Annotated in this window: 24 protein-coding genes; 13 read left to right on the top strand and 11 right to left on the bottom strand. The window is 66.5% G+C overall.

Features of this window, described 5'->3' with window-relative positions; all coding sequences use genetic code 11:
- Positions 1–416: 416 nt before the first annotated feature.
- Together ACFRAU_RS01535 and ACFRAU_RS01530 are read right to left on the bottom strand one after the other, a co-directional pair.
- A complete protein-coding gene (locus tag ACFRAU_RS01535) occupies positions 417–1,643 on the bottom strand; it encodes an ROK family protein (RefSeq protein WP_377998497.1) in 1,227 nt (408 codons plus the stop codon).
- A 10-nt stretch (positions 1,644–1,653) separates the two neighbouring features.
- The gene (locus tag ACFRAU_RS01530; RefSeq protein ID WP_377998496.1) at positions 1,654–2,937 is read right to left on the bottom strand and encodes an FAD-binding protein; all 1,284 of its coding nucleotides are present in this window, start codon (positions 2,935–2,937) and stop codon (positions 1,654–1,656) included.
- 215 nt (positions 2,938–3,152) lie between these two features.
- On the opposite strand from ACFRAU_RS01530, the gene xylA reads away from it, so the two are divergent.
- The 4 genes from xylA (at position 3,153) to ACFRAU_RS01510 (ending at position 9,181) form a co-directional block, all read left to right on the top strand.
- On the top strand, positions 3,153–4,343 hold the full coding sequence (gene xylA, locus ACFRAU_RS01525) for a xylose isomerase (RefSeq protein WP_377997209.1): 1,191 nt from the start codon (positions 3,153–3,155) through the stop codon (positions 4,341–4,343).
- Positions 4,344–4,356: 13 nt separating this feature from the next.
- Positions 4,357–5,826: a xylulokinase gene (xylB, locus tag ACFRAU_RS01520; RefSeq protein ID WP_377998583.1), complete on the top strand. Its 1,470-nt coding sequence runs from the start codon at positions 4,357–4,359 to the stop codon at positions 5,824–5,826.
- A gap of 237 nt (positions 5,827–6,063) precedes the next feature.
- A complete protein-coding gene (locus ACFRAU_RS01515) occupies positions 6,064–7,872 on the top strand; it encodes an HNH endonuclease (RefSeq protein ID WP_377998495.1) in 1,809 nt (602 codons plus the stop codon).
- A gap of 457 nt (positions 7,873–8,329) precedes the next feature.
- Entirely contained in the window at positions 8,330–9,181 is an 852-nt protein-coding gene (locus ACFRAU_RS01510; RefSeq protein ID WP_377998494.1) for a hypothetical protein, read from the top strand.
- 137 nt (positions 9,182–9,318) lie between these two features.
- Here the strand turns inward: ACFRAU_RS01510 and ACFRAU_RS01505 are convergent, their stop codons facing one another.
- Genes ACFRAU_RS01505 through ACFRAU_RS01475 form a run of 7 tightly spaced genes read right to left on the bottom strand, consistent with a single transcriptional unit; the run spans position 9,319 to position 16,599 of the window.
- On the bottom strand, positions 9,319–10,449 hold the full coding sequence (locus ACFRAU_RS01505) for a Gfo/Idh/MocA family protein (protein ID WP_377998493.1): 1,131 nt from the start codon (positions 10,447–10,449) through the stop codon (positions 9,319–9,321).
- Positions 10,434–11,132, bottom strand: coding sequence for a ThuA domain-containing protein (locus tag ACFRAU_RS01500; RefSeq protein ID WP_377998492.1), 699 nt, complete (start codon positions 11,130–11,132; stop codon positions 10,434–10,436). The genes ACFRAU_RS01505 and ACFRAU_RS01500 overlap by 16 nt, the downstream gene beginning before the upstream one ends.
- Before the next feature lie 59 nt (positions 11,133–11,191).
- Positions 11,192–12,196 carry a sugar phosphate isomerase/epimerase family protein gene (locus ACFRAU_RS01495; protein ID WP_377998491.1) on the bottom strand — a complete coding sequence of 335 codons (1,005 nt, stop codon included), beginning with the start codon at positions 12,194–12,196 and terminating at the stop codon, positions 11,192–11,194.
- A gap of 26 nt (positions 12,197–12,222) precedes the next feature.
- Positions 12,223–13,446, bottom strand: a complete 1,224-nt coding sequence (locus tag ACFRAU_RS01490) for a Gfo/Idh/MocA family protein (RefSeq protein WP_377998490.1) — start codon at positions 13,444–13,446, stop codon at positions 12,223–12,225.
- Between the two features lie 21 nt (positions 13,447–13,467).
- Positions 13,468–14,370 carry a carbohydrate ABC transporter permease gene (locus tag ACFRAU_RS01485; protein WP_377995324.1) on the bottom strand — a complete coding sequence of 301 codons (903 nt, stop codon included), beginning with the start codon at positions 14,368–14,370 and terminating at the stop codon, positions 13,468–13,470.
- A complete protein-coding gene (locus ACFRAU_RS01480) occupies positions 14,370–15,272 on the bottom strand; it encodes a carbohydrate ABC transporter permease (RefSeq protein WP_377998489.1) in 903 nt (300 codons plus the stop codon). The genes ACFRAU_RS01485 and ACFRAU_RS01480 overlap by 1 nt, the downstream gene beginning before the upstream one ends.
- Before the next feature lie 4 nt (positions 15,273–15,276).
- On the bottom strand, positions 15,277–16,599 hold the full coding sequence (locus ACFRAU_RS01475; RefSeq protein WP_377998488.1) for an extracellular solute-binding protein: 1,323 nt from the start codon (positions 16,597–16,599) through the stop codon (positions 15,277–15,279).
- A gap of 280 nt (positions 16,600–16,879) precedes the next feature.
- On the opposite strand from ACFRAU_RS01475, the gene ACFRAU_RS01470 reads away from it, so the two are divergent.
- From ACFRAU_RS01470 to ACFRAU_RS01450, 5 genes are all read left to right on the top strand, one after another.
- Positions 16,880–17,974, top strand: a complete 1,095-nt coding sequence (locus ACFRAU_RS01470; protein ID WP_377998487.1) for a LacI family DNA-binding transcriptional regulator — start codon at positions 16,880–16,882, stop codon at positions 17,972–17,974.
- A gap of 131 nt (positions 17,975–18,105) precedes the next feature.
- A complete protein-coding gene (locus ACFRAU_RS01465; protein ID WP_377998486.1) occupies positions 18,106–19,815 on the top strand; it encodes a sensor histidine kinase in 1,710 nt (569 codons plus the stop codon).
- 54 nt (positions 19,816–19,869) lie between these two features.
- Complete coding sequence (locus ACFRAU_RS01460) at positions 19,870–20,688, top strand: HAD family hydrolase (protein ID WP_377998485.1); 819 nt, start codon at positions 19,870–19,872, stop codon at positions 20,686–20,688.
- Positions 20,689–20,795: 107 nt separating this feature from the next.
- Positions 20,796–21,038 (top strand): hypothetical protein, encoded by a 243-nt coding sequence (locus tag ACFRAU_RS01455; RefSeq protein WP_377995318.1) that lies wholly within the window; start codon positions 20,796–20,798, stop codon positions 21,036–21,038.
- A 23-nt stretch (positions 21,039–21,061) separates the two neighbouring features.
- Positions 21,062–21,874 (top strand): glycerophosphodiester phosphodiesterase, encoded by an 813-nt coding sequence (locus ACFRAU_RS01450; RefSeq protein ID WP_377998484.1) that lies wholly within the window; start codon positions 21,062–21,064, stop codon positions 21,872–21,874.
- 9 nt (positions 21,875–21,883) lie between these two features.
- On the opposite strand, the gene ACFRAU_RS01445 is transcribed toward ACFRAU_RS01450, so the two are convergent.
- Positions 21,884–22,174 (bottom strand): hypothetical protein, encoded by a 291-nt coding sequence (locus ACFRAU_RS01445; protein ID WP_377998483.1) that lies wholly within the window; start codon positions 22,172–22,174, stop codon positions 21,884–21,886.
- A gap of 172 nt (positions 22,175–22,346) precedes the next feature.
- Here ACFRAU_RS01445 and ACFRAU_RS01440 point away from each other — a divergent pair, with 172 nt between their 5' ends.
- From ACFRAU_RS01440 to ACFRAU_RS01430, 3 genes are read left to right on the top strand one after another with little or no spacing between them, the layout of a single operon-like run.
- Entirely contained in the window at positions 22,347–22,574 is a 228-nt protein-coding gene (locus ACFRAU_RS01440) for a DUF6480 family protein (RefSeq protein ID WP_377995315.1), read from the top strand.
- Between the two features lie 23 nt (positions 22,575–22,597).
- Complete coding sequence (locus tag ACFRAU_RS01435) at positions 22,598–24,433, top strand: thiamine pyrophosphate-requiring protein (protein WP_377998482.1); 1,836 nt, start codon at positions 22,598–22,600, stop codon at positions 24,431–24,433.
- Between the two features lie 54 nt (positions 24,434–24,487).
- Positions 24,488–25,612 (top strand): glycerate kinase, encoded by a 1,125-nt coding sequence (locus ACFRAU_RS01430; protein WP_377998481.1) that lies wholly within the window; start codon positions 24,488–24,490, stop codon positions 25,610–25,612.
- An 8-nt stretch (positions 25,613–25,620) separates the two neighbouring features.
- Here the strand turns inward: ACFRAU_RS01430 and ACFRAU_RS01425 are convergent, their stop codons facing one another.
- Positions 25,621–26,118 (bottom strand): DUF6328 family protein, encoded by a 498-nt coding sequence (locus ACFRAU_RS01425; RefSeq protein ID WP_377998480.1) that lies wholly within the window; start codon positions 26,116–26,118, stop codon positions 25,621–25,623.
- A gap of 183 nt (positions 26,119–26,301) precedes the next feature.
- Here ACFRAU_RS01425 and ACFRAU_RS01420 point away from each other — a divergent pair, with 183 nt between their 5' ends.
- Positions 26,302–26,850, top strand: a complete 549-nt coding sequence (locus ACFRAU_RS01420) for a hypothetical protein (protein WP_377998582.1) — start codon at positions 26,302–26,304, stop codon at positions 26,848–26,850.
- Positions 26,851–26,932 lie beyond the last annotated feature (82 nt).

Here is a 26,932-nt window from a genome sequence, read left to right as displayed (position 1 = left end):
AGTTACTCTAAGCCGGGATATCCACACTGTTCCATACTTACGTGCTTTGCTCGATCGGCCAATGCGCCACGCTGAAGGCAGGTCTTGCTTAGGCTGAATCGCTCAGGGTGCAATCGTCCCTGCCACAACAACTCGCAGTAATTGGCATGAGGCTCGCGAAAGCCGGGCTGCCGTGACTTTGAAGGTCTCCGGACGCGGCGCGAACCACCATCGGCGCCTCACCTCCTACCGGACCGCCGCCTAGGGGTCACGTCAGGCGGTCACCGCCACCGCGGCAGACCCCTACGCTGCGGTCACCGTGCAGCAGGGGAACCGGAGGCCGGAACGGCCGTGGTGACGGTACGCAGTGAAGACGGAAGCCAGACCCGGACATACGAGGTCGTTTTCGGCAAGTAGGAAGCTGGGTTCCGTCGTGGCTATTTCGCGACGGAACCCAGCCCCGTTGTCCCAAATCCGGTAGGGTCCGAGAGGAACCGGGCGAATCCCAGCTCCGCCGCGCCGATCATCATCAGGTTGGAGCCGAGTGCCGCGGGGTGCACCTTGGCCTGGGCGGCGGGGCCGTCCATCGCCTGGGACAGCAAGAGGTCGTCGAGGGCGGACGGCGCGAACGCGTAGAGGACCCCCAGGAAACCGTCGAGGATGATTACCTCAGGGTTGAAGGTGTTGATGGCGTTCCGCAGCGCGATGGCCAGGTAGCCCAGTTGCCGGGATATTTCCTCTGCGACGGCGGGGCTGCCTGACGCCCGGAGGGCCTGTTCCAGCTGGGGTGTGTCGCCGCCGCTGAGGCCAAGGAGCTCGAAGAGCCGTACTTGGGACACCTCGGTTTCCAGACAGCCTGTGGCGCCGCAGTGGCACTGTTCGCCGGCTGTGCGGACGAACGTGTGGCCCAGTTCGCCGGCGTAGCCGGAGGCGCCGCGGAGCAGCATGCCGTTGGAAATGATCCCGCCGCCGATGCCGCTGGCTCCGCCGTTGAGGTACACGAGGTTGTCCCGTCCGGCGCCGGCCCCGAAGATCAGCTCTGCCTCGGCCGCCAGTGAGGCATCGTTGGCGGCCTGGCAGGCGTAGCCCGTGGCCTCGCTCAGCATCAGGGCAACAGGCTCGCCCCGCCAGCCCAGGTGCGGTGCGTGGCGGACAGTCCCGTCGTCGGGGTTCACGAGGCCGGGCACCGCCACTCCGATGCCGGTGATCCGGTAAGAGTGCTCCAGTTCCGTGCGCATGCCCTCGATCACGGCAGCAGCGATATTGACCGCTTCCCGTGCCGTGGGAATCCGTTCGGTGGCGAACCGGATCTTCTTCTGGACAATGCCGCCGAGGTTGACCAGCCCGATGGTCACCGCGTCGATCTCCGGGTAGACAGCGAGCGCCGCAATGGAAGGGCTCGGACGCACCTCGGGGCTCGGCCTGCCCACCTGCGCTTCGCCGGTGGGTGCGGTCTCATACACCAGGCCGAGCGCCGCCAGCTGGCCGATCAGGGTTCCGACCGTTGACCTGTTGAGCCCGGTCCTTTTCGTCAGCTGCGCACGGCTGAGGACACGGTGGTGGTGGACCAGGGACGTGATCAGTGCCAGGTTGTTCCGCCGGGAGGGGTCCAGCTCGCTGGGCGGGGCGGTCGGGGCGGCCCGTTGGCGAGGGGAAGGCATCATCGGAACGATATCAGCTGCCGAAGACCTTGGTATCGAGGAAGCCGTTGCGGAACTTTCCCTCCGGATCGAGGCGACCGGCGAGGGCCTTAAACTCGGCGAAGCGCGGGTAAAGCGGCGCGAGGCGGGAGGCGCCGCCGTCGAACAGCTTGCCCCAGTGCGGACGTGCGCCGAACGGCGCCAGCTCGGCCTCGATCACCGGGAGCACTGCCTCGACAGCGGGCTGGTCCTGCCGCCAGGTGAGGTGCAGGCCGATGCAGTCGGTTCCGTAGTTGGGGCTCAGCCAGAGACTGTCCGCGGCCATGGTGCGGATTTCCGAGACCAGCAGCAGCGGAGTCACCAGAGGGGACAGCCGGCGCATCGCCTGGATGGCGTCTGCGGCGTGCTCGCGGGGGACCAGATACTCGCTCTGCAGCTCGTCGCCCTTGCTCGGAGTAAATTCCATCCGGAAGTGGGCCAGCCTGTCCGACCACGGGCCCGGGACGCCGAACTGCTGCGTACACGTGGTTCCGGGGACGCCGGCGATCGGATGCCGGGCTTCGGTTGCCGGGAGGCCGCCGTAGAAACTGGCGCGTTCCGCTGCTGCTGCCGCCTCCGTCCGGGACTTGAGCCAGGCCTGGCCGATCCGGTCCCCGCTCCAGTCAGTAAAAAGGCTGACACTGTACGCCGCAGAGGTGACGCCGTCGAAATTCTCCAGCACCCGGTCCCAGTCCAGGTCCTCGAACACTGTCTGCGCCACCGTGAATGCGGGCTCGATGTCCAGTGTCAGGCTGCTGACTACGCCCAGGGCGCCCAGGTTCACCACCATTCCGTCAAAGTCGGCGTCGCCGCGGCGGGTGGTGAGAATCCCGCCGTCGGCCGTGACCAGTTCAAGACCGGCGACGGCGGTGGCCAGGTTGCCGTTGCGGTCGCCCGATCCGTGGGTGGCGGTGGCGACGGCTCCGGCCACGGAGATGTGGGGGAGGGAGGCCAGGTTGTGCAGCGCGTAGCCCTGCCGCTGCAGCTCCGCCGCGAGCGTCCCGTAGCGGGTGCCGCCGCTCACGGTCACCGTCATGTTGGCGGCGTCCACCTCGATGGCGGGCGCGAGGTGCTCCAGCGAGACCAGGACGCCGTCAGTGTCGGCGACGCGGTTGAAGGAGTGCCGCGAACCGAGCGCGCGAAGCCGGGAAGCGCCGGCCACCAGGTCCTGAAGCTCCGGCACTGTGGCCGGTTCCCGCACCCCGGCGGCGGAGTACCTGAGGTTGCCGGCCCAGTTGTACTCCTCGGTGTGCAGCTCAGTTCCCGCTTCGCTAACCATTGCCAGCCCTTCGTTTGGTGTTTTAGAGAACATAACATCCGATTGGGCTGCTCGGGTAGGGGTTTTCCGGGTTCCTCTTTCGGCGTTGAGTCTTGAAGAAATGGTTGACAGTCCGGAAAAAGCGAATATGTTTGTTTGTGGAACATTTTACGGATCTTTCCCCCTTCGGGATTTTCTCGAGGGACAGGTCCCTCCAAACCAAACGGGAGCACTCAATGGCGATTCAGCCCACGCGTGATGACAAGTTTTCCTTCGGCCTGTGGACCATCGGCTGGGAGGCGCAGGACCAGTTCGGTTCCGCGACCCGCCCGCCGCTGGACACCGTGGAGGCCATCAACCGGCTCAGTGACCTGGGCGCCTACGGCATCACCTTCCACGACAACGACCTGTTCCCCTTCGGCTGCTCCGCGGCCGACCGGCAGCGGGAGATCGACCGTCTGACCGGTGCGCTGAAGGCCACCGGCATGGTGGTGCCCATGGTCACCACCAACCTGTTCAGCCACCCCGTATTCAAGGACGGCGGCTTCACCAGCAACGACCGCGGCGTGCGCCGTTTTGCGCTGCGCAAGGTCCTGGAGAACATCGACCTCGCCGCCGAACTGGGTGCCGAGACGTTCGTGATGTGGGGCGGGCGGGAAGGCAGCGAGTACGACGCCGCCAAGGACATCCGCGGTGCCCTCGAGCGCTACCGCGAGGCCGTGAACCTGCTGGGCGACTACGTGACGGACAAGGGCTACAACATCCGCTTCGCGATCGAACCCAAGCCCAACGAACCGCGCGGCGATATCCTGCTGCCCACCCTGGGCCATGCCCTCGCGTTCATCGAGACGCTGGAACGCCCGGAACTGGTCGGCATCAACCCCGAAACCGGCCACGAGCAGATGGCCGGGCTGAACTTCACCCACGGCATCGCCCAGGCGCTCTACCAGGGCAAGCTCTTCCACATCGACCTCAACGGCCAGCGCAGCATCAAGTTCGACCAGGACCTCGTCTTCGGCCACGGCGACCTGCAGAACGCCTTCTCGCTCGTTGACCTGCTCGAGAACGGTGGCCCGCAGGGCGGCCCCGCGTACCACGGCCCCCGCCACTTCGACTACAAGCCCAGCCGCACGGAGGACATCAACGGCGTCTGGGACTCCGCAGCCGCGAACATGCAGACCTACCTGCTGCTCAAGGAACGCGCCAAGGCCTTCCGCTCCGACCCCGAGGTGCAGGCTGCCCTGGAGGCGTCGCGCGTCTCCGAGATCAACGTTCCCACCCTCAACCCGGGCGAAGGCTACGAGCAGCTCCTCGCCGACAGGTCCGCGTACGAGGATTTCGACGCCGACGCCTACTTCGGCGGCAAGGGCTTCGGTTTCGTGAAGCTCCAGCAGCTGTTCATCGAGCACCTGCTCGGCGCCCGCTGATAGCGTGACCGCTATGTCCCTGGTTGCCGGGGTCGATTCCTCGACCCAAAGCTGCAAGGTTGTGGTGCTGGATGCGGAGACCGGCGCCCTGGTCCGGGAGGGCCGCGCCGGCCATCCGGACGGCACCGAAGTCCACCCGGACCACTGGTGGCGGGCGCTTTCCGTGGCGCTCGACGACGCCGGCGGGCTCGCGGGGGTCAGCGCGCTTTCCGTGGGCGGCCAGCAGCACGGCATGGTGCTGCTGGACCGGGACGGCAACGTCTTGCGGCCGGCCCTGCTCTGGAACGACACGCGCTCGGCGGACGCCGCCGCGGCCCTGATCGACGAAGTGGGCGCGGAGGATTATGCGAAGCGGACAGGCCTGGTGCCCGTGGCCTCCTTCACGGTCACCAAGGTCCGCTGGGTCCGCGACCATGAGCCGGACATTGCCAGCCGGGTGGCCGCCGTCGTCCTTCCCCATGACTGGCTGACCTGGCGTCTGCGGGGTTACGGCCCAACCAGTGCCAGCCCGCTGGGGCCCGACCTGGGGCAGCTCACCACGGACCGTTCCGACGCCAGCGGCACGGGCTACTGGAATCCTTCGACGGGCGGGTATGACCTGGAGCTGTTCGGTCTGGCTTTCGGCAGGGATGCCGTTGAAGCTGGGTCCGGTACTTCCGGTGATGCCGTGGTTCTGCCCCGGGTCCTGGAACCCGGTGCTTCGCCGGGTTCCGTCCACCCTGACATCGCGGGGGAGTCTGTTCTGCTTGGTGCCGGGGCGGGGGACAACGCCGCGGCGGCGCTGGGCCTGGGGGCCATGGCGGGAGACGTCGTCGTGTCCGTGGGCACCAGCGGGACGGTGTTCGCCGTTTCCGATGAGCCTCTTGGCGACCCGAGCGGAACCGTTGCGGGCTTCGCGGATGCGAGCGGCCTGTTCCTGCCGATTGCCGTGACCCTGAATGCTGCGCGGGTGCTGACGTCGGTCGCCGGACTTCTGGGCGTGGACTTCGACGAGCTGTCCCGGCTGGCGCTGGAGGCCGAACCAGGGGCGGGCGGCGTGGTGCTGGTCCCGTACTTTGAGGGTGAGCGGACGCCCAATCTGCCGCACGCCACCGCCAGCTTCTCCGGGCTGACCATTGCCTCGACCACGCGCAGCAACACTGCCCGGGCCGCCGTCGAAGGGATGCTGTGCGGACTGGCCGGCGGACTCGACGCGCTCCGCGGCCTGGGCCACCCGGCCGAGCGGCTTCTGCTGATCGGCGGTGCTGTGCAGAACCCCGCCGTCCAGCGGATTGCCGCCCAGGTTTTCGACCTGCCCGTGGTGGTTCCGAGCCCCGGCGAGTACGTGGCCCGGGGAGCTGCCGTGCAGGCGGCCTGGGCGCTGACGGGGGAGCGGCCGGACTGGAGGGTGGCGCTGGACAGTGCGCCCGAGCCCGACTTCCGGCCCTCCATTGCGGAACAGTACAGGGTGGAGCAGTCCAAGGTGGCGCAGCACGCGGGCTGAGCCCGTCGAAACCGCGGGTTGAGCCTGCCGAAACCGGAGCCTGTCGAAACCTGCGGCGCCTCTGCACGCCAACGGGCCCAACTGGGTACCAGATCAGGGCGTTCTCACCGCTGGGAACGCCCTGATCTGCGACGCAGTTTTTCGTCCTCGGGTGGATCCAAAAAACTTTTTTGGATCCACCCGCCTCGGGCGTCCGATGGGCCCTTTAATGTCAGTGCCTGTGGGCAGACTGTGTTCATGGAAGGCTTCGGGAATTCAGCACTGACAGGAGCGGCGCCGCACGGCGGCGACCTGTACGCTGCCGCTGTTCCCCAGGCCTTGCTTCCGGACGCGTTTTTTCGCTTTGACGCGATTCCCGCCGGTTGGTTCTCTGACGAGACTCTTCCGTTCGATGAGTTCGCGGACGACGGCTTCCTGGACGACGGAGTTCCATACGACGACGAGTATCCGGAATCCTTTCCAGTGGATCCGTTTCCCGAGGCACTGTTTTACGACGCGGTGTTCGCCGGCGGCGCGCCCTCCGTCGCTGATGCGCCTCGGCTGAGTCTCGACACAAGGCTCGCGGCGGCAGAGGTCATCTTGACGGCCGACCTCACCGCCGACGGTCCCGGACTGATCGACCAGACCCAGGCGCTGGAAAAATTCAAACGCTGGGCTACCGGGCAACAAGCCAGGCTTGCCGTCACCTTCGAAGCGAAACAGCGTCAGGAACAAGCTGAACTCGAAGCCGAGAGCAGTCCAGGTCATGGCAACCGCAGCGCTCTGTCGGCCGGGGACCTGGGCAAGCCACGCCCCAAAGAACAGACCATGGGCGCGGCCGAGCAGATCGCACTGGCCCGGGGCGAGTCACCACACCGCGGCGGCCGGCTGCTCGGCATGGCCAAGGCCCTGGTCACCGAGATGCCCCACACCCTCGGTGCACTGGACACCGGCCAGCTCAACGAAGAACGCGCCATGCATATGGTGAAAGAAACAGCATGTTTGAGTGTCGAGGACCGGACCGCCGTCGATGAGGAACTCGCCGCCGACACCGGAACCTTCACCGGCGTCGGAACGCGGACCGTCATCGCCGCTGTCAAGGCCGCCGCCACCCGGCGGGACTCCCGCTCCGTCACCCAGCGCGCCAGCCACGCCGCATCGGAGCGGTCTGTGAGCCTGCGCCCCGCCCCGGACTGCATGACCTACCTGACCGCGTTGCTGCCCGCCCATGAGGGAGTCGCGGTCTATGCGGCCCTGACCCGGCACGCAGACACCCTCAAAGCCGCCGGGGACCCCCGCAGCCTGGGACAGATCAAGGCCGACACCCTCGTCGAATGGACCACCGGCACGCCCGGCGGCATCACCGGCATCGACATCAGCCTCGTCATGACCGACCGCACCCTCCTCCAAGGCGATACTGAACCAGCACGCCTCGAAGGCTACGGCACAGTCCCCGCACCCTGGGCACGGGAGCTCCTCACCGATGCAGCAGCACCAGAACAAACACCAGAACACCGACAGGTGCAGGGACAAGAACCTCGGGCCGGAGGCTCAAACACGCCCGACCCAACCACCGGCCAGAAGGACGCAGGCCAGAAAGCCGTGCAGGAACTGAAGATCTGGCTCCGCCGGCTCTACACCGCCCCGCAGACCGGCGACCTCGTGGCCATGGACTCACGGCGCCGGCTCTTCCCGCCACCGCTGCGCCGCTTCATCCAAATCCGCGACAACACCTGCCGCACACCCTACTGCGACGCACCCATCCGCCACCACGACCACATCATCCCCTGGCACAACAACGGCCCAACATCCCTGACCAACGGCGCAGGCCTCTGCGAAGCCTGCAACCACACCAAAGAACTCCCCGGCTGGAAAGCAAAACCCAGACCCGGACCACGACACACCATCGAAATCACCACACCCACCGGCCACACCTACCACTCCACCGCACCACCACTACCGGGGACGTCGCTCCCCGGCTGCGGTCAGCCCGAACCGCCGGTGTGCGTCTCGCCAGCAGCAGCTAACGATCGTTGTCAGACCGGGACCACTATTCGGGCAGGATAAGCCCATGGACAATCTTCGTGAGCTTCTCCGGCCGACCAAGTCGGATTGGGCAGCGCTGCCAAGGCGTGGCTCAGGGATCCGGGTGACATTGATCGCGTGGGTCGCGGGCGCGGCCACGGTGGCCGGAGCCTTTGTGGCTGATCGGGGTTGGGAGGCTGCGCCCCCGCCGCCTCCGGACGCAGCTTTGCTACCTCTGGAAGTCGCAGCCATTGCGGCGACTCTTGCAGCTGTTTGCTTCGCGGGGTTGGGGTGGGCTGTGGGCAGGAAGGCGGTCTTCGCGTCGTTACTAGTTTTCACGGCATGCACGGCGCTTCACGCGATCGGCGGTTCGCTATCCACTCCTGTGTGGGCCGCGGGTGCCTTGGTGGGGTGGGTCTTGGCGGCTAGGGAGGTCAGGTTTTCCCTCGTGCAATTGAGGAAAATTCGCTCACTTGCGGCGCGCCTTCGGGATGGCGCCATGGTGCACGTGGGATCGAAAGCGCTGGCGGCGGAGCACCGCGCCCTGACCCGTGGACGCGGCGTCATGACGGCTCTGACAGTTGTTTCCCTTCTGTTGTGGGCGGCGTTCACAATGCAGTTGGCCAATGGCGGCGGCCGAATCACTTTGGCGCAGGAAACCATCTTTGCTCCGTCGACGGCCACCGCTGCAGCCATTGCAACAATGCTGACCGTTCTTTGGACGGTGCAGTATTGGTCGAGGTCTTGGGCGCACCGGAGGCTCTCAGGAACTGTGTGGCAGATTCCCGGTTCGGATGGGCCCGTCTGGACAGCAAACCTTGTTCGGTCGTACGGCGAAGGACTAACCCGCAGGGACAGTGAAACTCTCGGATGCATCTGCCTGGAGGAGGCAGAACGCCACGATATGGATGAGGGTCCCGAATGGACCGCCGGAACCATATCCGCCGATGACTACTGCCCCGTCCACGGAATCGACGCTGTGAACGCGTTGGACCATGGCGCCTTCCGAGATCTCGCCCGGGCCAACTGGTTGTGGGACGCCAGTTCCGCCCTCCCTCAGAGGGAAGCAGATACTCCGTATTCCGGTGCAGCGCTGCTCGCCTTTGCTGGCCATGCCTTCCGCGGAATTCCCGTATTTATGGAAGCTAACAACGTTGATGCTGTCTCCCGGTTTGTTGAGCCCGCCGTGGAACTGACGCGAGAGGAACGGGGAGGCCCACTCCAGTGGATTGAACCAGAATTCCTGCCACCCGCTGAGCACGGCGTCCTCGACGTCATAGACCTCGCGCCCGTCGGCCTGGCGGGTTCGGCGATCCGCTACCGCCACGGACGCGCGTGGCACCGTCTGTAGGCGACGCCTGGTGAATCGACGATTCCCGTTCAATACAAACGCACAGAACGAGGAAGGCTCAGTTCTCTAACGGGGCCTTCCTCGTTTCCGGCAGTCTCAACGTTTGTAGTGCAACCCGGCTGTGCGGTCCGGAGTATCTACGAGGTGACCTCCGCAACCTCCGCTGCCAGAGTCGTCAGTTCCACAGCCGCCGGACGTGGTGCCGTGCTCTGGATCTGCACCGCGGAGCCGGTCTGCGCTGAAGCAAGCACCGACTCCATCACCTCGAGTGCGTGATAGGCCAGCTGGCCGCCGGCGCGCGGCTCGGCGCCCGGCGGTGTGGCGGCGAGGTCGGCGATCCCGAAACCCCGGCCGGAATCCACGTAACCGGCCGAGACGGGAAGTGTCTGCCAGCGGTCGGCACCTTGCGGGAAGATCTGGACGTCGCCGTCGAAATGGTTCGGGTCCGGGACCACCAGCGAACCGTGTTCGCCATGGATTTCGATGTTGGGCGACTTGGACTTCACGGCGTCGAAGCTCATGAACAGGGTGGAGAGCACGCCCGAAGCGTGAACCAACACCCCTGTAACGTGGGAATCGATGTTCACCGGCACGGTCTCACCGGCACGCGGCCCGGACCCAATCGTGCGTTCGCTCCGGGTATGGCTCGCGGCCCCGATGACCGAGACCACCGGGCCCAGGAGCGTGACCAGCGCGCTGACGTAGTACGGGCCCATATCCAGCAGCGGGCCGCCACCGGGCTGGTAGTAGAAGTCCGGATTGGGGTGCCAGCGTTCGTGGCCGGGCGTCACCATCGTGGCTGTTGCGCTGATCGGCGCGCCGATCAGCCCGTCGTCGATTGCCTTGCGGGCGGTCTGGATCCCGGTGCCGAGCACCGTGTCGGGGGCACAGCCGACGGCGACGCCCGCCTCGCGTGCCGCCTCCAGCACCTGCCGCGCCTCGGCCGTTGTCGCCGCCAGCGGCTTCTCCCCGTAGACGCTCTTACCGGCGGCGATGGCCTTCAGGGCTACCTCGGCATGGGCGGCCGGAATGGTCAGGTTCAGGACGAGGTCGACGTCGGCCGCGGCCAAAAGCTCGTCGACCGAAACCGCGCGGACGCCGTCGTAATCGTCTGCAACGGCCTGGGCCCGAGCCCGGTCCAGGTCCGCCACGGCCACCAGTTCGATCTGGTCCAGCCGGCGGAAGTTGGTCAGGTACTGGGCGATGATGGCGCCGCAGCCAATGATTCCTACTCGTGTGTGCTCTCCTGCGTCTAGCGACTTGCCCACAGCAGGCCCCTTTCGATAATGGTGCGGACGTTGTTGTCCTGGAGGATGTCGACGTGGTGGCCGGGGGTAGCGACGAAGATCCGGCCCTTGCCCCACTGGCGGGTCCAGAGGGCCGGTGAGGTCACCTCGCGGTGCCAGGGGTCCCACTCGCGGACCTTCTGCGTGGTGGTGGCGAGGACGTCGATGTAGTCGTCGGCCAGCACCCAGTACTGCTCCGTGACGAGGTCAAAGTCAGTGAGGCCCTCGGTGATGGGGTGATCGGCGGCGGCCGGGAGCATGTTGACGGTGTACGGCACGTAGTTGTCCGACTGCTTGCCGATGCACTCATCAGGGTGCTTGCCGGGGTGGCAGGCGAACTGGCCGCCGATCAGGTGCAGGTAGTCCGAGTTGTTGCGGTACGAGTCGGCGATCCCGCCGTGCCAGCCAGCCAGGCCGGTGCCGTTTTCGACGGCGGCACGCAGACCTGCGAACTCGTCCTTTTCGATGGTGGTCATGGTCATGCACTGCATGATCAGGTCGACGCCGGCCATGTACCCGGCGTCTGCGTAGACCTTGGGCGATTCCTCCACCCTGACGTCGTAGCCGTTGTCTTTGAGATAGGGGATGAAGAGCTCGGTGGCTTCGAAGGGCTGGTGCCCGTCCCAGCCGCCGCGGACCACCAGGGCGGTCTTGCGTTCTGTCATGGGGTTCCTTTGCTAGGCGCCGGCCAGACGGCCAGCGGAAGTGTGAATTTGCTGCAGGTTCAGCGGGAGGCGAAGGCGGCGTCGAATGCCGCGGCCGGCGGGGCCATGGCCGCAAGGTCCTTGACCAGCTCGAGTGCCTGCGGGGCGCCAATTATCCGGTCCATGCCGGCGTCTTCCCATTCGATGCTGGTCGGTCCCGTGTACCCGATGGCGTTGAGGGTCCGGAAGATCCTGTTCCACTTCACATCCCCGTGCCCCGCGGTCACGAAGTCCCAGCCGCGGCGCGGATCAGCCCAGGCCAGGTGCGAGCCGAGCCGTCCGTTGCGCCCGTCGAGCTGGCGCACGGACTCCTTCACATGCACGTGCAGGATGTGTTCGGCGAAGTCCTGCAGGAACATCACCGGGTCCAGGTCCTGCCAGATGAAGTGGGAGGGGTCGAAGTTCAGGCCGAAAGCGGACCGGTGCCCGATGGCTTCCAGCGTGCGCTTGGTGGTCCAGTAGTCGTAGGCGATCTCGGAGGGGTGTACCTCGAGGGCGAAGCGCACGCCGACCTCATCGAAGACATCAAGGATCGGGTTCCAGCGGTCGGCGAAGTCCCGGTACCCGGCGTCGATCATGGACTCCGAAGCGGGCGGAAACATCGCCACGGCCTTCCAGATCGAGGAGCCGGTAAACCCGGTCACGGTCTTGACGCCAAGCCTGGCCGCCGCCCGGGCGGTGTCCATCATGGACTCCGCCGCCCTGGTGCGGACGCCCTCGGGATCGCCGTCGCCCCAGACCTCAGGGGTCAGGATGCCTTGGTGGCGCTCGTCGATCGGATCATCGCACACGGCCTGGCCGGTGAGGTGGTTGGCAATGGCGTAGACCCTGAGATTGTTCTTCGCCAGGATGTCCAGCCGGGACTGGAGATAGGAATCGTCCTCCGCGGCGCGGCGCGGATCGAGGTGGTCTCCCCAGCAGGCGATCTCCAGGCCGTCAAAGCCCCACTCGCCGGCGAGCCGGGCCACGTCCTCGAACGGCAGGTCGGCCCACTGGCCGGTGAAAAGGGTAATGGGTCGGGTCATCGGGGTTCCTTCTGCGCTCACGGTTCTCAGACTTTCTGCCATTGGCTGGAGTTGGCTGCGCTCGCCTCCACTGCGGCCAGCACGCGCTGGACCTGCAGGGCGTCCGCGAAGGAGGGCTCAGGCTGCGTGCCCTGCGCGATCGCGGTGACCAGGTCCACCACTTGGTGGGTGAAGCCGTGTTCGTACCCCAGGCCGTGGCCCGTGGGCCACCAGTTGCCGGCATACGGATGCTCGGGTTCGGTGACGAAGATCCGGCGGAAGCCGGCATCGGGAGACTCGGCGGCATCGTAAAAGGAGAGGGCGTTCATGTCCTCGAAGTCGAAGGCGAGCGACGCCTTGGTGCCGTTCAGTTCCAGCCGCATCGCGTTCTTCCGTCCCAGCGCGTAGCGCGTCGCCTCAAAGACGCCGACGGCGCCTGCCGCGGCAGCGCCGCCGTCGAACCCGCCGCCGTCGAACCTTGTGTCTTCAAAGCGGGCGCTAAAAATGGCGGCGTCATCCACGGTGACGGCTCCGCGCGGCGCATCCGCGCCGGCGTCGCCATGACCGCCCAGGCCCACGAGGTCCCCGGCCAGGGGACGCTCCGGAACGAACGTCTCGAGCAGTGCCGAAACGCCGGTGATCTTTTGCCCGGTGACCCACTGGGCAGCGTCAATGCTGTGCGCGCCGATGTCGCCCAGGGAGCCTGACCCGGACTTGGACTTGTCCAGCCGCCAGGTCATCGGGGCGTTCTCATCGGACAGCCAGTCCTGCAAGTACTGCGCCCGGACATGCCGGATGGTTCCCAGCCGGCCTTCGTCCACCATGCGCTTGGCCAGTGCCAGCGCAGGCGTGCGGCGGTAGCTGAACCCGCACATCGCAAACACGCCGCGTTTGGCGGCCGCCTCGGCTACGACGGTCATCCGCTCCGCTTCCTCGACGGAGTTGGCCAGCGGCTTCTCGCACAGGACATGCTTGCCGGCCTCAAGGGCGGCGATCGCGATCTCGGCGTGCGTGTTGCCGGGCGTGCAGATGTCGATCAGATCGATGTCCTCGCGGTCGATCAGGCGCCGCCAGTCCGTCTCGGTCGATTCCCAGCCGAGCTTGTCCGCGGCTGCCCTGACGCCGCTGGCATTCCGGCCGGCGACGGCGGTGAGCTGCGGCTGCAGTGGCAGGTCGAAGAACCGGGGCGCTGTCCGCCAGGCATGTGAGTGGGCGGCCCCCATGAAGGCGTAGCCCACCATGCCGACGCGGAGTGGCTTTGTGTGAGTCAAGAGTGGTCCTTTCGGGAGCATCTATTTGCTGAAGCCGGCGGTCAGCCCGCTGATCAGCTGGCGGCGGGCAACGATGTAAAGTACCAGCAGCGGCAGCGTGGCCAGCACCACCGAGGCGAGTACCGCGGGAATGTTGACGCTGAATTCGCCCTGGAACGTCCACAGCGACAGCGGCAGCACGCGCGTGGCCGGGCTCTGGGTGAGGATCAGCGGGAACAGGAAGCCGTTCCACACGTGGAGGGCGTTGTAGATACCAACCGTGATCACCGCAGGCTTGGTCATTGGCAGGGCCAGACGCCACAGCATGGCCCAGTCCGAGCAACCGTCCAGCCGCATCGACTCGAAGAGCTCATTCGGAACGTCCCGCATGAAGTTCGAGAGGATCAGGACGGACACCGGAATGGCGAACGCGATGGACGGCAGGATCAGCGCCAGCAGTGTGTCGTAGAGATGGGCGCGGGTGATCATCCAGTAAATCGGGATGATGGTGGCGTGGAGCGGAATGGCCAGGCCCAGGAGGAAGAGGTTGTTGGTCCAGTTCACGAACCGGCCCCTGCCCCGGACAATCGCGTACGCGGCCATGAAGGAGACAAACAGGGCGGGAATCACGGTTCCCAGCGTGACCACCATGCTGTTGACGAAGTACCGGGCGAAGTCGTTTTCCAGGACCAGCTTGTAGTTGTCCAGGGTGGGCTCGGCGGGCGGCAGCATAGGGTTGCTGGCGAAGAAACCTGCCTGGTTCTTCAGGCTGGTGACCACCACGTAGTAGATCGGCAGGACGATCACCGCCAGCCAGAGCCAGCCGCCGAGGCCGCCGGGAAGGTTCAGCCGGCGCCGTCCGGCACGCCTGGACTTCTGCCGGGGCTCTGCCTGCGGACGGGCCGGTGCCTCAGGTGCCGCGGGGAGCTGTGTCGTGGAAGCCATCAGGCTCCTTCCAATTGGCTGTCGTTCCGGTTCTTGCCGCCGAGGCGCTGCAGGAGCAGGGCCAGGCCCAGTCCGATGGCGATGAGGATGACGCCCAGGGCGCTCGCAGCGCCCATGTCATTGGCCTTGAAGCCGGTCAGGTACATGTGCAGCGGCAGCAGCCGGGTGCTGTAGCCCGGGCCTCCGCCGGTGAGCACGAAAATCAGGTCGAAGTAGGCAAGACTGCCCACCACCATGAGGGTGGAGGAGGTGATGATGGTGTATTTCAGCTGCGGCAGGGTGATGTTCAGGAACTGCCGGACCCGCCCCGCGCCGTCGATCTCCGCCGCCTCGTACAGCGAGGTGGGGATCTGCCGCACGCCACCTTGGTAGATAAGGGTGTGGAACGGGACGAACTGCCACGCGATGACGAAGACCACCACGAACAGGACCAGGTCAGAGTTTCCGAGCCAGTCCTGGATCAGGATGGGCACCTGAAGGCCGGGGCCCAGGCCGAAGTTCGGATCGAGCAGCGCCTTGAAGGCAATGGCGACGGCGGCCGAGGAGAGGAGGAGGGGCAGGAAGTACAGGACGGCGAGCGCTGCCCGGTACTTCTGTTTTCCGGCCGTGAAGACGCCGAGAAGCAGGCTGATCGGTGCCTGGACGATGAAGGAGAAGAACATGATCTTGGCGGTTACCAAGAGAGCGTTGCCGGTGACAGGGTCGGTAAGCACCGTGGTCCAGCTTGCGAGGCCCTCCAGCCGGATCTCGCGCAGTCCGTCCCAGCTGGTGAAGCTGAGGAGGACGACGCCGGCCAGCGGCACGACGGCGAACACCAGGAAGAAGACAAGGGCTGGCACTGCCAGCCACCCCGAGGGGCCCGCGTCGCGGACCCCACGGCGGATGGGACTGGTGGTGGTCACGCCGCTACTTCCCGATCGTGGCGTTCATCGTGGCGACGAACTGCTCGGGGGTGATCTTCTTGAGGAAGATCTGGTCAAGGTTGGACAGCATCGCGTCGCCCTGGGCCGGGCTCAGCGCCTGGTCCCAGGAGAGGGTGAAGCTCGGCGCGTCCTTGGCGAGACCGTAAATGAAGGTCAGGAAGTCCTTGTCGGGTGAGGCTTCGAGCTTGCTTTCGATGCCGTTGATCACTGGAACGGCTCCGGAGGCAATGAGGGCATCGGTATCGGCGCCGGTGAACATGCCGTCCTTGACGTACTCGAGGGCGGCCTTCTTCTGCTCGTCGGTGGCTTTCGCGGAGATCGACCAGAAGTTGGAGGGGTTGCCCACCACGTTGGCGGGGTCGCCCTTGCCGCCCTCAACGGTGGGGAAAGTGGTGAAGCCGAGCTTGCCTCCCGTGACGAAGCTGCCGGCGTCCTTCTTCATGCCCTGGTAGATCCAGCCGCCCTGCAGGACCATTGCCGCCTTGCCCGTGTAGAGCAGGGCCTGGTCCGCGTTGCTGTCCGCGGCGATGGAGGAGAAGCCGTTCACGAAGCCGCCGGCATCCACCAGTTGCTGGATCTTGGTCAGCGCCTCGGTCACTGCGGGATCCGACCACGCGTTGGGCTTGTCCGCGGCGATGTTCGCGAAGACCTCGGGCCCGCCGATGCGCTCAACGAGGTACTCCAGCCACATCAGGTCCGGCCACTTTGACTGGCCACCGAGGGAGAACGGGGCGACTCCGGCGTCCTTGAATTTGGGCACGAGTGCCATCAGTTCGTCCCAGGTCTTCGGCGGCTGCGCGCCCACCTTGTCGAAGACTTCCTTGTTGTAGTAAAGGACCACGGGCTGGACGTTGTTGTTGGGCAGGGCGTAGGTCTTGCCGTTGATCTCGCCGTTCTTCAGGACGGAAGGAAGATAGCGGTCCTTTACCCCGGGGTTCTCCTTGACGAAGGCCGAGAGGTCCTCCACCTGGCCTGCATCGACGTACGACTTCAGGACACCCCCGCCCCAGCCGTAGATAAAGGTGGGGCCTTCGCCGGCACCGACGGCGGTGCGGACCTTGGTCTTGTAGGCATCGTTGGCGAAGAAGTCCAGTTTGATGGACTGGTCGGAGTGCGCGCTGTTCCAGGCCTCGACGGATTTCTGCAGCACTGGCTGGTTTCCGCCCGTCAGGCCCCACATGGAGGCTGTACCGTCACCGCCGGCGGTGGATCCTGCAGGGCCGCTGGAGCCACAGGCGGCCAGGCTCACGGAGAGGGCGGCTGCGGAGATTGCCATCGCGACTGAGCGCAACTTTCGAGTTGTCATCTAAACATTTCCATTCATCCATCGGGCTCGACGCTGATAGCCCGGCTCTGCCTTACAGGAGCCCGCCTGGAGTCAGGCGGCACTGCCCATGAACTGTTAGTTGAGAGGTCCACCGTAGTTTCGAAATATTTCGATAAAACTTGCGGTGTGAGATAAAACATAACGAGGAGTCGTCGATGCGTCAAGGGTCAAACAGCGCATCCGAATGGCGACGGGCCGTTGACGAACCAGTAAGAAGCCTGCAGACTGAGGTCTCGAAATCTTTCGAAAAGGGAAATTGATGTCCAGGACCGAATCTCAAGGCAAGCTGACGTTGGCGGCCGTTGCGCGGGAGGCGGGCGTTTCCACGCCGACCGTCTCCAAGGTGATCAATGGCAGGGACGACGTCTCTGCGGACACTCGTGCGAAAGTGCTGACCGCGCTCGCGCGGACCGGGTACAAGTCGCCGCTGCAGAACCGCCGGAACGTCTCGGGCCGGCAAATGGTCGAGGTGGTCATCGATAACCTGGAATCCGGCTATGCCGTAGAAGTGCTCAACGGCGTGGTGGAGTCCGCAGCCGCCTCGGACATTGAGGTGCTGCTGAATGTCACAGGCAAGCAGGGCGCCTCGACCCTGACCCCGGAGCAGCGTGCCCAGCGGATCGTCGACGAGGGCCGGTGCGGCATGATCGTCGTGACTTCAGCCTTCGGGGACGCCCAGCTGGATGCCTTTCACCGGCGGAAAATCCCCGTGGTGGTCATCGATCCCCTGAATCCGCCGCCCGGGGACGTGGTCAGTGTCGGTGCGAGCAACTGGGCAGGCGGCAAGGCGGCCACCTCACACCTGCTGGAGCTGGGGCATCGCCGGATCGCTTTTCTCGGCGGGCCCGATGCGGCCGAATGCAACCAGGCGAGGCTGCACGGCTTTATGGCGGCCATGAGGTCGGCGGGGGTGGGTGTCGAAGACGACTATGTCCTGTCGGGCCAGTTCCGGTCGGAACACGGCGCGAAAGGCATGAAGCACCTGCTTGGACTCGACCAGCCCCCAACGGCCATCTTTGCCGGCAGCGACAGCATTGCCCTGGGTGTGCTCGCCGAAGCGCGCCGGCAGGGAATCCGGGTGCCTGAGGACATGAGCCTGGTGGGCTTCGACGGCACGTACCAGGCCGAGGAGTCGGTGCCGCCGCTGACGTCGGTTTCCCAGCCGCTGCAGGAGATGGGTGCCACCGCACTGCGGTTCGTCCTGCGCCAGATGCGCGGGGAGCTGCTGGACTCGCGAAGGGTGGAGCTTGCCACCCAGCTGGTGGTCAGGGAGTCCACCGCGCCGCCCCGGCAGGACAGCGACCGGGAGCACAGCGTCATGCAGCACAGCGCCCGGAAGGGATTGGCCTCGTAAGAACAGCCCGGTAAAGCCGGGATTGTCTCGCGCCAGCTTCCGCCCGGCTGCCTCTTGCAGGTTATTCTGTGACCAGTGCCCTTCAAGCAGCCGGAGGCTTTACTTCATGCTGCTCCGGGGGGAAGAGACTGATGAGTCGTGTAGCGGAACGGGACGTCCAGCCGGAGCTTCAGCCTGGCGGCGACGCTGGCACTGAACCGGCCGGTAAGGCTGATTCGGCCGGCAAGGCTGATCTGGCCGACAGGGTGGATGCATTCTTTGGCCGCCTTGGAGAGCGCGGCCGCGTCGTTGTCCGGCAGCTGCCCCTTTCGGTGACCGTTGTGCTGGTAATTGCCGCCGCCAGGGTCTTTCACCCCGAAACGCTGGCAGATCCGCGCTTCCAGCTCGCCTTGCTGGCCCATACCTCCCTTTTCGTGCTGAGCGTGGCCGTGCCCTGGGGCAGGCTGCCGAGGGGCGCCTACGCCGTGATTCCGGCGCTGGACTGCGTGGCCATCGGCTTCACGCGGGAGGCCGGCGGCCCCAACTTCAACGTTTTGAGTCTCCTGCTGGTTTTTCCCGTCATCTGGCTGTCCGTGGACCGCAACCGGGCCGGCGTCGTCCTCGCCGTGGCCGCCACCGTCCTCAGCACTCTGGTGCCGGCAGCGGCCCTCGGCACCCCGCCCACGCAGGGGTCGATGATCCGAACGATTTTCCTGCCCCTCGTCATGGCCGCGATTGCGGTCACGGCCCACGTGGTGGCGGGCACGCTCTACCGCCAGCGCCAGATCCTGGTCAGAAAGGACGAAGCCCTGGCCGAGACGGCTGCCGAGAGCATCCGCCGGCAGCGGCTGCTGGATGCTGTGCTCTCCACAGTCAATGTGGCTGTGTGGGTCGTGGACCAGGACGGAAAGGACGTGCTGACCAACAAGGCGCTGGAGACGGACGCGGCACTGTCCCGTCTTTCAGCCAACCAGCCGCGGCTGTTCCACGCCGACCGCACTACCCCGGTGCCGCCGGAACGCTTCCCGACGGCGCGTGCCGCCGGCGGCGAGACGTTCACCGACGAGCTGTACTGGGCGGGCGAGGGTGAGGAGATGCGCGCGTACTCCGTCACGGCCCGCAGCATGGTTTCCACCAATGGAAACCATGCAGGTGCCGTGATCACCTTCGCTGAAGTCACAGCACTGATCCGTGCACTGTCGGCCAAGGACAACTTCGTGGCCACAGTCTCCCACGAGCTCCGGACCCCGCTGACGTCCATCCTCGGCTACCTCGAGCTCGTCCTCGACGAGCCCGGCCACGAGGACATCGGGGAGGAACTGAGGATCGTGCAGCGCAACGCCCACCACCTGCTGGGCCTCGTGAACGATCTGATCGCCGTTGCCTCGGAGCGGATCGAACTGACCCTGCAGGACGCTGACGTGGCCACCCTGCTGGCCGGCGTCGTGGCCTCGTCTCACGCCAAGGCCGCCGTCAATGGTGTGGAACTCGTCCTCGACGTGGAGGAGCCCCTGACGGCCCGCGTCGATCCCGTGCGGATCCGACAGGTGTTCGGCAACCTGGTGTCCAACGCAATCAAGTTTTCGCCGGACGGGGGAAGGGTCATTGCCCGTGCCCACCGGGCGAACAGCAACGTTGTCTGCTCCATTGCTGACACCGGCATGGGCATGGACGGGCAGGAACAGGAGCAGGCGTTCACCAAGTTCTTCCGGTCCGCCCGCTCCCGCGACACTGCCATCCCCGGCGCCGGCTTGGGGCTGCCAATCAGCAAGACCATCGTGGAGGGCCATGGCGGTTCCATCAGCCTGCGGAGTGCGCCGGGCAAGGGGACCACGGTGACGGTGAGCCTCCCCGTCTCCTGAGGCGGTGTCTCCTGCCGCGGAGAGCATCCGGCCCGGCCCACGTAAACTGGCAGCATGCGGTTGGTAGCGAGTGACATAGACGGAACGATCCTTGGGCACGACGGAAGAATCAGTGACCGCACCGTCCGTGCCTTCCACGCCTGCCGGAGTGCCGGCGTCGAACTCGTCTTTGTCACCGGCCGCCCGCCGCGCTGGCTGCACCCGCTCGAGGAACAACTGGGCCACACGGGTACGGTGATCTGTTCGAACGGCGCCGTGGTGTGGGACCTGGAGGCGGACAAGGTTGTCTCGGCGCAGACCATGGCCATCAACGACATTTTCGAAATCCGGCGGATCATCAAGAACGTGCGCCCCACCGCCCTCTTCGCCGCCGAAACGCTCACCGGCTTCCACCTCGAGCCCGGCTTCATCGAAAACGGCTCGAGCGAGCTGCTTTCCGAATTCACCCCTGCTCCGCTGGCCTCGACGCTCACCGCGGAAGACGCCGTCGTCAAGTTCCTGGCGATTGTCCGCGAAGGCACGGCCGACGAGTTCCTCGCGGAGGTGGGCCCCGCCGTCGGGAACCTCGCATCGGTGACGCACTCGGCGCCCACCGTCGCCATGCTGGAGCTCGCTGTGCCGGGGATCAACAAGGCCGTCACTCTGGCTGACTACGCTGCCTCGCTGGGGATCGATGCCGCGGACGTCGTGGCGTTCGGCGATATGCCGAACGACATCGAGATGCTCCGCTGGGCTGGCCACGGCTACGCCATGGCCAGCGGGCATCCGGAGGCGATCCGGGCCGCCGGCCAGCAGGCGCCGCACTTTGACGACGACGGCGTGGCCCAGATTCTCGAGGAAAAGCTCGCCGCTCTGGGCCTCCAGCTGCCGTAAGCCGGCCGTCGTCTGCCTGCCACCGAACTCCCGGCTGGCAGTCAACTTGCGTTCATGTGCGCCCCATAGGGTGTGGCCTGTTGGGTGAGTGACCGATAGGGGACATCGTGGCCAGGAAAAAGACCAAAAATGCCGCCGAGGCTCCGCTGCGTCCCGTGGAGCCGTCCGCGCACTGGTCGGCGCTGCGCGAGGGTGACCGGGTCAGCGTCCGGCTGGCGCCGGGATTTGAAACCGGCGGCCGCGTATCGGCCGTCACGCCGGACCGTACCGTGGTGTGGGTGGATCTCGACGGCGGCCGCGGCCGCACGCTGCTGCACTGCAGCGACGGCGTGGAGATCCTGCCGGCCTGAGGGTGCTCCGTTAAGCTTCGGGGATGACGGGAACGCTGCCCTACTTCTCCGGACCTGTTCCCGGATCCGGAAACCCCGTGGCCATGGCACACCGCGGATTTTCGCTGGCGGGCCTGGAGAACACCCTGGCGGCGTTCCGCGCCGCCGTCGAGCTTGGTTTTTCCCACCTGGAGACGGACGTCCACACCACGTCCGACGGCGAACTGCTCCTTTTCCACGACCGCACCCTGGGCCGGGTCACCGACGGCCATGGCAGGATCCATGACCTCACCGCGGACGAGGTGCGGCGGGTGCGGATCGGCGGGACGGAGCCCGTGCCCACGTTCGACGAACTTGTGGCCGCGTTTCCGGATGCGCGGTTCAATCTTGACGTCAAGGACTGGCACTCCGTCCCCAGCGTCGTGGCCGCGATCGAGCGCCATCAGGTCCACGACCGTGTGCTGATCGCCAGTTTCTCCGACCGCCGGCGCCGCGCGGTTGTGAAGCAGCTCAGCCGCAGGACCGCAGCCTCTGCGGGCACCTTGGCGAACGCCCTCTTCCTGGTGCTGGGACCGCTGCTGTCCGTTCCCGCGCTGGGGTCTCCGGTGAGGGCCGTCCTGCGCCGGGCCCTGCACGGCGTCGATGCCCTGCAGGTGCCGGTCCGGTACCGGGCCATTCCCGTCGTCACGCCGGGATTTGTGCGCCGGGCGCATCAGCTCGGGCTGTATGTGCACGTCTGGACCATCAACAACCCCGCCGAGATGCACCGGCTGCTCGATCTCGGCGTGGACGGGCTCGTCTCCGACCGTGCCGACCTCCTGAAGGATGTCCTACAGTCGCGCGGACAGTGGGGTTAGCTAAGTGAACTAACCGCGTCCCAGGCCGGTGCCCGGGTCCTGGTCCCCTTCGGAAGGATCGGCCCGCAGTTCCTCCGGATCCGGGTCGGGGAGTCCTGCCGCGCCGATGCCGCCGGACGTGGGCGCCCCGGCTGACTCGTCGGCGGCGTTGGAGCCTTCGCTGATGGAGGAGTGGACCTGGATGCCGTCGTCCTCAGCTCCGGGCTCAGGAACATGGGCGTCATCAGTAGGATCGGACGTCTGCGCCAGGTCCTCCATCGCGTTTTCCGCTGCCTTGCCAATGCTGTCGCCGATTCCCATCAGTTTGCTCCTTCGATACGTTCCGGCGTGGCCGGACTGTGTGGCATCTGACTGTTCCGGAATTATCAGCATGCTTACAATTAGTCCAGTGTTGCCGGACCCCGGCAGCATGAGTCCGTTACAGAAGTCCGTCGCCACACCGGCGGCCTGAATCAAGGAGGACCGCAGGAACATGAGCAGCTACCACCCCGAGTATGACCCGGCCAATCCGGACCGGGACGCCGACAACAACCGGGACGCCGCGGACAGTAATGACGACGGCGGGGACTCGGCCGCCACGCCCAACCCCGACCCCTTGAACGGCAACGTCACGGGGCTCGAACCCGGCGGAGGCGTGCCGCCCGGGGAGACGCCGCCCGCAGAAGACCAGATGAGCGGCGACCAGGGGCACGACGAATAAGCGACTATCAGAAGGAGCGTGCGATGGCTGACCGGCTGGTTGCCGACGTAATGGTGGAGCGCCTCAAAGCCTGGGGCGTCAACAGGGTCTTCGGCTACAGCGGGGACGGCATCAACGGCTTCATGGGCGCCCTGCGTCGCAGCACTGGGGAGGTCGATGGTTCCGGCGTCGAATTCGTCCAGGCCCGGCATGAGGAAACGGCAGCGTTCATGGCCGTCGGGCATGCCAAGTACACCGGCCAGGTGGGCGTGGTGACATCCACCCAGGGGCCGGGCGCGGTGCACCTCCTCAACGGGCTCTACGACGCCAAGCTGGACGGCGTGCCGGTGGTGGCCATCATCGGCCAGCAGAGCCGCAGCGTGCTCGGGTCGGCCTACATGCAGGAAATCGACCTGCTCACCCTCTTCAAGGATGTGGCGGCGCAGTTTGCGCAGATGGTCAGCACCCCGGAGCAGCTTCCCATGGTGCTGGACCGCGCCTTCCGCACGGCCCTCGAAACCCGCACCCCGTGCGTTGTGATTGTGCCGCACGATATCCAGAAGGCCCCGGCGCCCGAGCTCGGCCAGGAACACGGCATCATCGTCACCGCGCCCGAATGGCAGCCCGCCAGGGTGCTGCCCCGCGATGACGACCTGGCCCGGGCCGCCGAGGTGCTGGCAGCCGGCAGCAAGGTGGCCTTCCTGTTGGGCCAGGGTGCCAAGAATGCCCAGGCTGAGGTGATCGCCCTGGCGGAACAGCTGGACGCCGGCATCACCACCAGCCTCCTGGGAAAGCCGTACATGGATGAAACGCTGCCGTTCGCGGCCGGCACCATGGGGCACCTCGGTTCCACGGCCAGCGCCCATCTGATGGGGAACTGCGACACCCTCCTGATCATCGGCTCCAACGACCCCTGGACCGAGTTCTATCCGAAACCGGGTGCTGCCCGGGCAGTCCAGGTGGATATCGACGGCCGGAAGGTTGGCAACCGCTACCCAGTCGAGGTGGGCCTCGTGGGCGATGCCGCCGAAACCCTTGCGAGGCTCGCCGGGCTGCTGAACGGCGCAGGCGGCCAGCCGGGCGGGCAGGCAAACGCGGAGGCCCGCAAGCAGTGGCGCGCGAACGTGGAGGAGCAGGTCCGCAGCTGGCGTGCCCTCGCCGAGGAGCGCTCCCGCGTTCCGGCCAAGCCCGTCAACCCCGAGCTCGTGGTCCGCGAGCTCAGCGGCCGGCTGCCGAGCAACGCCCAGGTTAGTGTCGACGTCGGGAGCTGCGTTTACTGGTACGCCCGCCAGCTGACCCTTCCGGCGGGAGTGCCGGCGCACCTTTCCGGGACACTCGCCAGCATGGGCTGCTCGGTTCCTTACGGGATCGCGGCCAAGCTGGCCCGGCCGGACAGGCCGGTGGTCGCCCTGGCCGGCGACGGTGCCATGCAGATGGCCGGCATCGCCGAGCTGGTCACCGTGGCACACCGCTGGCGGCAGTGGTCCGACCCGCGCTTCGTGGTGTGCGTCTTCAACAACCGTGAGCTGGCCGAGGTCACGTGGGAGCAGCGGGAAACCGAGTCCGAGCCGAGGTTCCCGGACAGCCAGGAAATCCCGGACTTCCCCTACGCCGGATACGCGGAGCTGCTGGGGCTGACGGGCATCCGCGTTGAATCACCGGAGCGGCTTGCCGGAGCGTGGGACCGGGCGCTCGCGGCGGAGCGCCCGGTGGTAATCGAGGTCCTGACCGACCCGGATGTGCCCCTTCTGCCGCCGTTTCCGGCCGGGGCGGAAAAGCTGGACGACATGCGGTCAGCCCTCGCCGAAGAAGGCGGATCCGGGGAGGGCGCGGCGGCATTGCTGGACGCCTATGCAGGTCAGGAGGAGTCCCGCAGCTGACCGCATGACGGAACGGGCAAGCGCATTCCCGTGTGGGAATGGCAGGATAGGGGCATGCGTATCCTCATCGCCCCTGACAAGTTCAAGGGATCCCTCACCGCCGTCGAAGCCGCCGCCGCCATCGCCGAGGGCGCGCTCCGCGTCTACCCGGACGCCGTGACCACCCAGTTCCCGGTGGCCGACGGCGGCGAAGGGACCCTGGAAGCCGCCGTCGCCGCCGGCTACGAGGAGCGGATCAACGCCGTCGTTGGTCCCATCCTGGCCCCGATCGGTGCCGCCTGGGCGCTTCGGAAGGACGGGTCCGGCGCCACCACCGCAGTCATCGAGACGGCACAGGCTTCCGGCCTGGCCCACATGGAGCCGACGCCGGAGAATTCCCTGCGGGCGCACAGCTACGGCTGCGGGCAACTCATCGCCGCTGCCCTCGACGCCGGCGCCACCGAAATCGTGCTGGGCGTCGGCGGCTCTGCCATGACCGATGGCGGCAGCGGCGCCCTGCGCGCGCTGGGCCTCAAGCCGCTCGACGCCGCCGGGAACGTGGTGCCGCTGGGCGGCGGCTCACTGGCCGACGCGGTTTCCCTGGACGTCACTGGGCTGGATCCGCGGCTCTCCGCCGTTCAGTTCCGGATCGCCGTCGACGTCCAAAGCCCGCTGTACGGACCCGCTGGCGCCGCGCACGTCTTCGGCCGCCAGAAGGGCGCCGACGACGATGCGATGGAGAAGCTCGACGCCGGCCTGCGCAACTGGGCATCCCTCCTCCGGGAGGCGACGGGCCGGGACGTCAACGTCCAGGGCGCCGGCGCCGCCGGCGGCTTCCCGGCGTCGTTCCTCGCCTTCACCCAGGCCACGCTGGAAGGCGGCTTCGCGCTGGTCGCCGGACTGACGGGGCTGGCCGAGAAGCTTGCCGACGCCGACCTGGTGATCACCGGCGAGGGCTCCATGGACTCGCAGTCGCTCACCGGCAAGGCGCCGATCGCGCTCGCCGAGGCCGCATGGGAGCGCGGCATCCCCGTGGTCGCGGTGGCCGGGCGGATCCTGGTCACACCGGAGGAGCTGGCCGAACACGGCGTGGTGGCTGCGGCGCAGCTGCTGGACGTCGCACCCAGCCCGCAGGAGGCAATCTCCGACGCCGGCAAATACCTCGCGTGGGCCACGCGCCAGGTGCTGGAAGGGGCCTGAGCGCCCGCTCAGACTCCTTCCTTCTTGGCCTGCCGGTGCAGGTGCATGGGAATGTACACCAGGAGGATGGCCAGTACCGCGAACAGAATGCCACCGGCGATCAAGCCCACCCTGCGCCCGGCCGTTACGTCGAACACCAGCGCGGCTGTTCCCACGCTGAGGGCGGCCACCCCGCCGAGGGCGATCTTGGTGATGTTGTCGGCGCTGGCCACGAGGGTTGCCTTGAGCCGCTTCCGGAACAGGCGGCGGTGGACGCTCACCGGCAGGAGGATGAACGCAGTGGTCAGCGCGGCAAGGGCCACATTCACGAGGTAGAGCGTGATTTGGAAGTCATCGAGGGTCTCAAAGCGCTGCTGGAACGGCAGTGTCAGCAGGAAGCCGGCAAGGATCTGGACGCCCGTCTGCAGGACCCGCAGCTCCTGGATCAGTTCCATCCAGTTCCGGTCCAGTTGCTCTTCGCGGGTCTCGTTCCGGCCGCTGCCGGCCGGGGCGTCCGGATCGGTCATGAAGCCTCCTCTGTCTGGCCTGCAGCGTGCGCACTTGCCTCAAACCTAGGCTCAAGTCTGCCCTAATTCAACAAATGCTAAGTTTACTGACTAGCTTTGCCTCAGGTGGTGGACTTGCTCCTCAAACCTGCGTTAGGTTCGAACAACCGGCAGCCCGAATTCCCCACCAAGCAGGAGGAACAGATGAGCCAGGACAACCAGCACGCAGCCCCTGAAGAGGAAGTGGGAGGCTACGGCACCCCCACCGTAGAACAGGAAGCCGGCGGCCAGCAGTTCGCCCAGCCGCGGGAAGAGGAAGACTTCGACGCGGCGGGCCTGAACCAGAACAGCCCGGAGGGAGAGACCTTCCAGACCGGCACGCCGAACCTCAGCCACTTCGCCGAGGAGGACCAGGACAGCTCGGGCGAGCCCGGGGCAGGACGCTTCGGCGGAACGGACGAGCAGCTGCACGCCGAGAGTGAGAGCACGGTGGCGGGCTTTGATCCGGTCCCCGGTGAGTCGCCGGTGCCGCGTGATCCGGACGCCTCACCGGGCGCGGGCGCCGAGGACGGGGACACTGCCGTGCCCTCGGCGGATGCCGAAATCGACGAGGGCAACGCTGACGAATCGGGCGCCGGGCAGTTTTCCTCGGAGCCGGACCAGGAGGCTGCGGGCATTCCGGACGGCAGCGGAAACGACCTGCCGAAGGAAAAGTCACCCAACGACGACGACGAAACGTTCGACGCCGGATAAACCCGCCCCGTCTGCTGCATTTTTGCACCACTTTGAAACCGGCGAGGCCGCGGCACCCTACCTCGAAACAGGGCGCCGCGGC

The sequence above is a fragment of the Arthrobacter sp. NPDC056691 genome (assembly GCF_042791415.1).
In the GTDB taxonomy this organism is placed as follows: Bacteria; Actinomycetota; Actinomycetes; order Actinomycetales; family Micrococcaceae; genus Arthrobacter.
The sequence above is the reverse complement of the archived record's forward strand: the minus strand, read 5'-3'. Positions and strand labels throughout refer to the sequence as shown.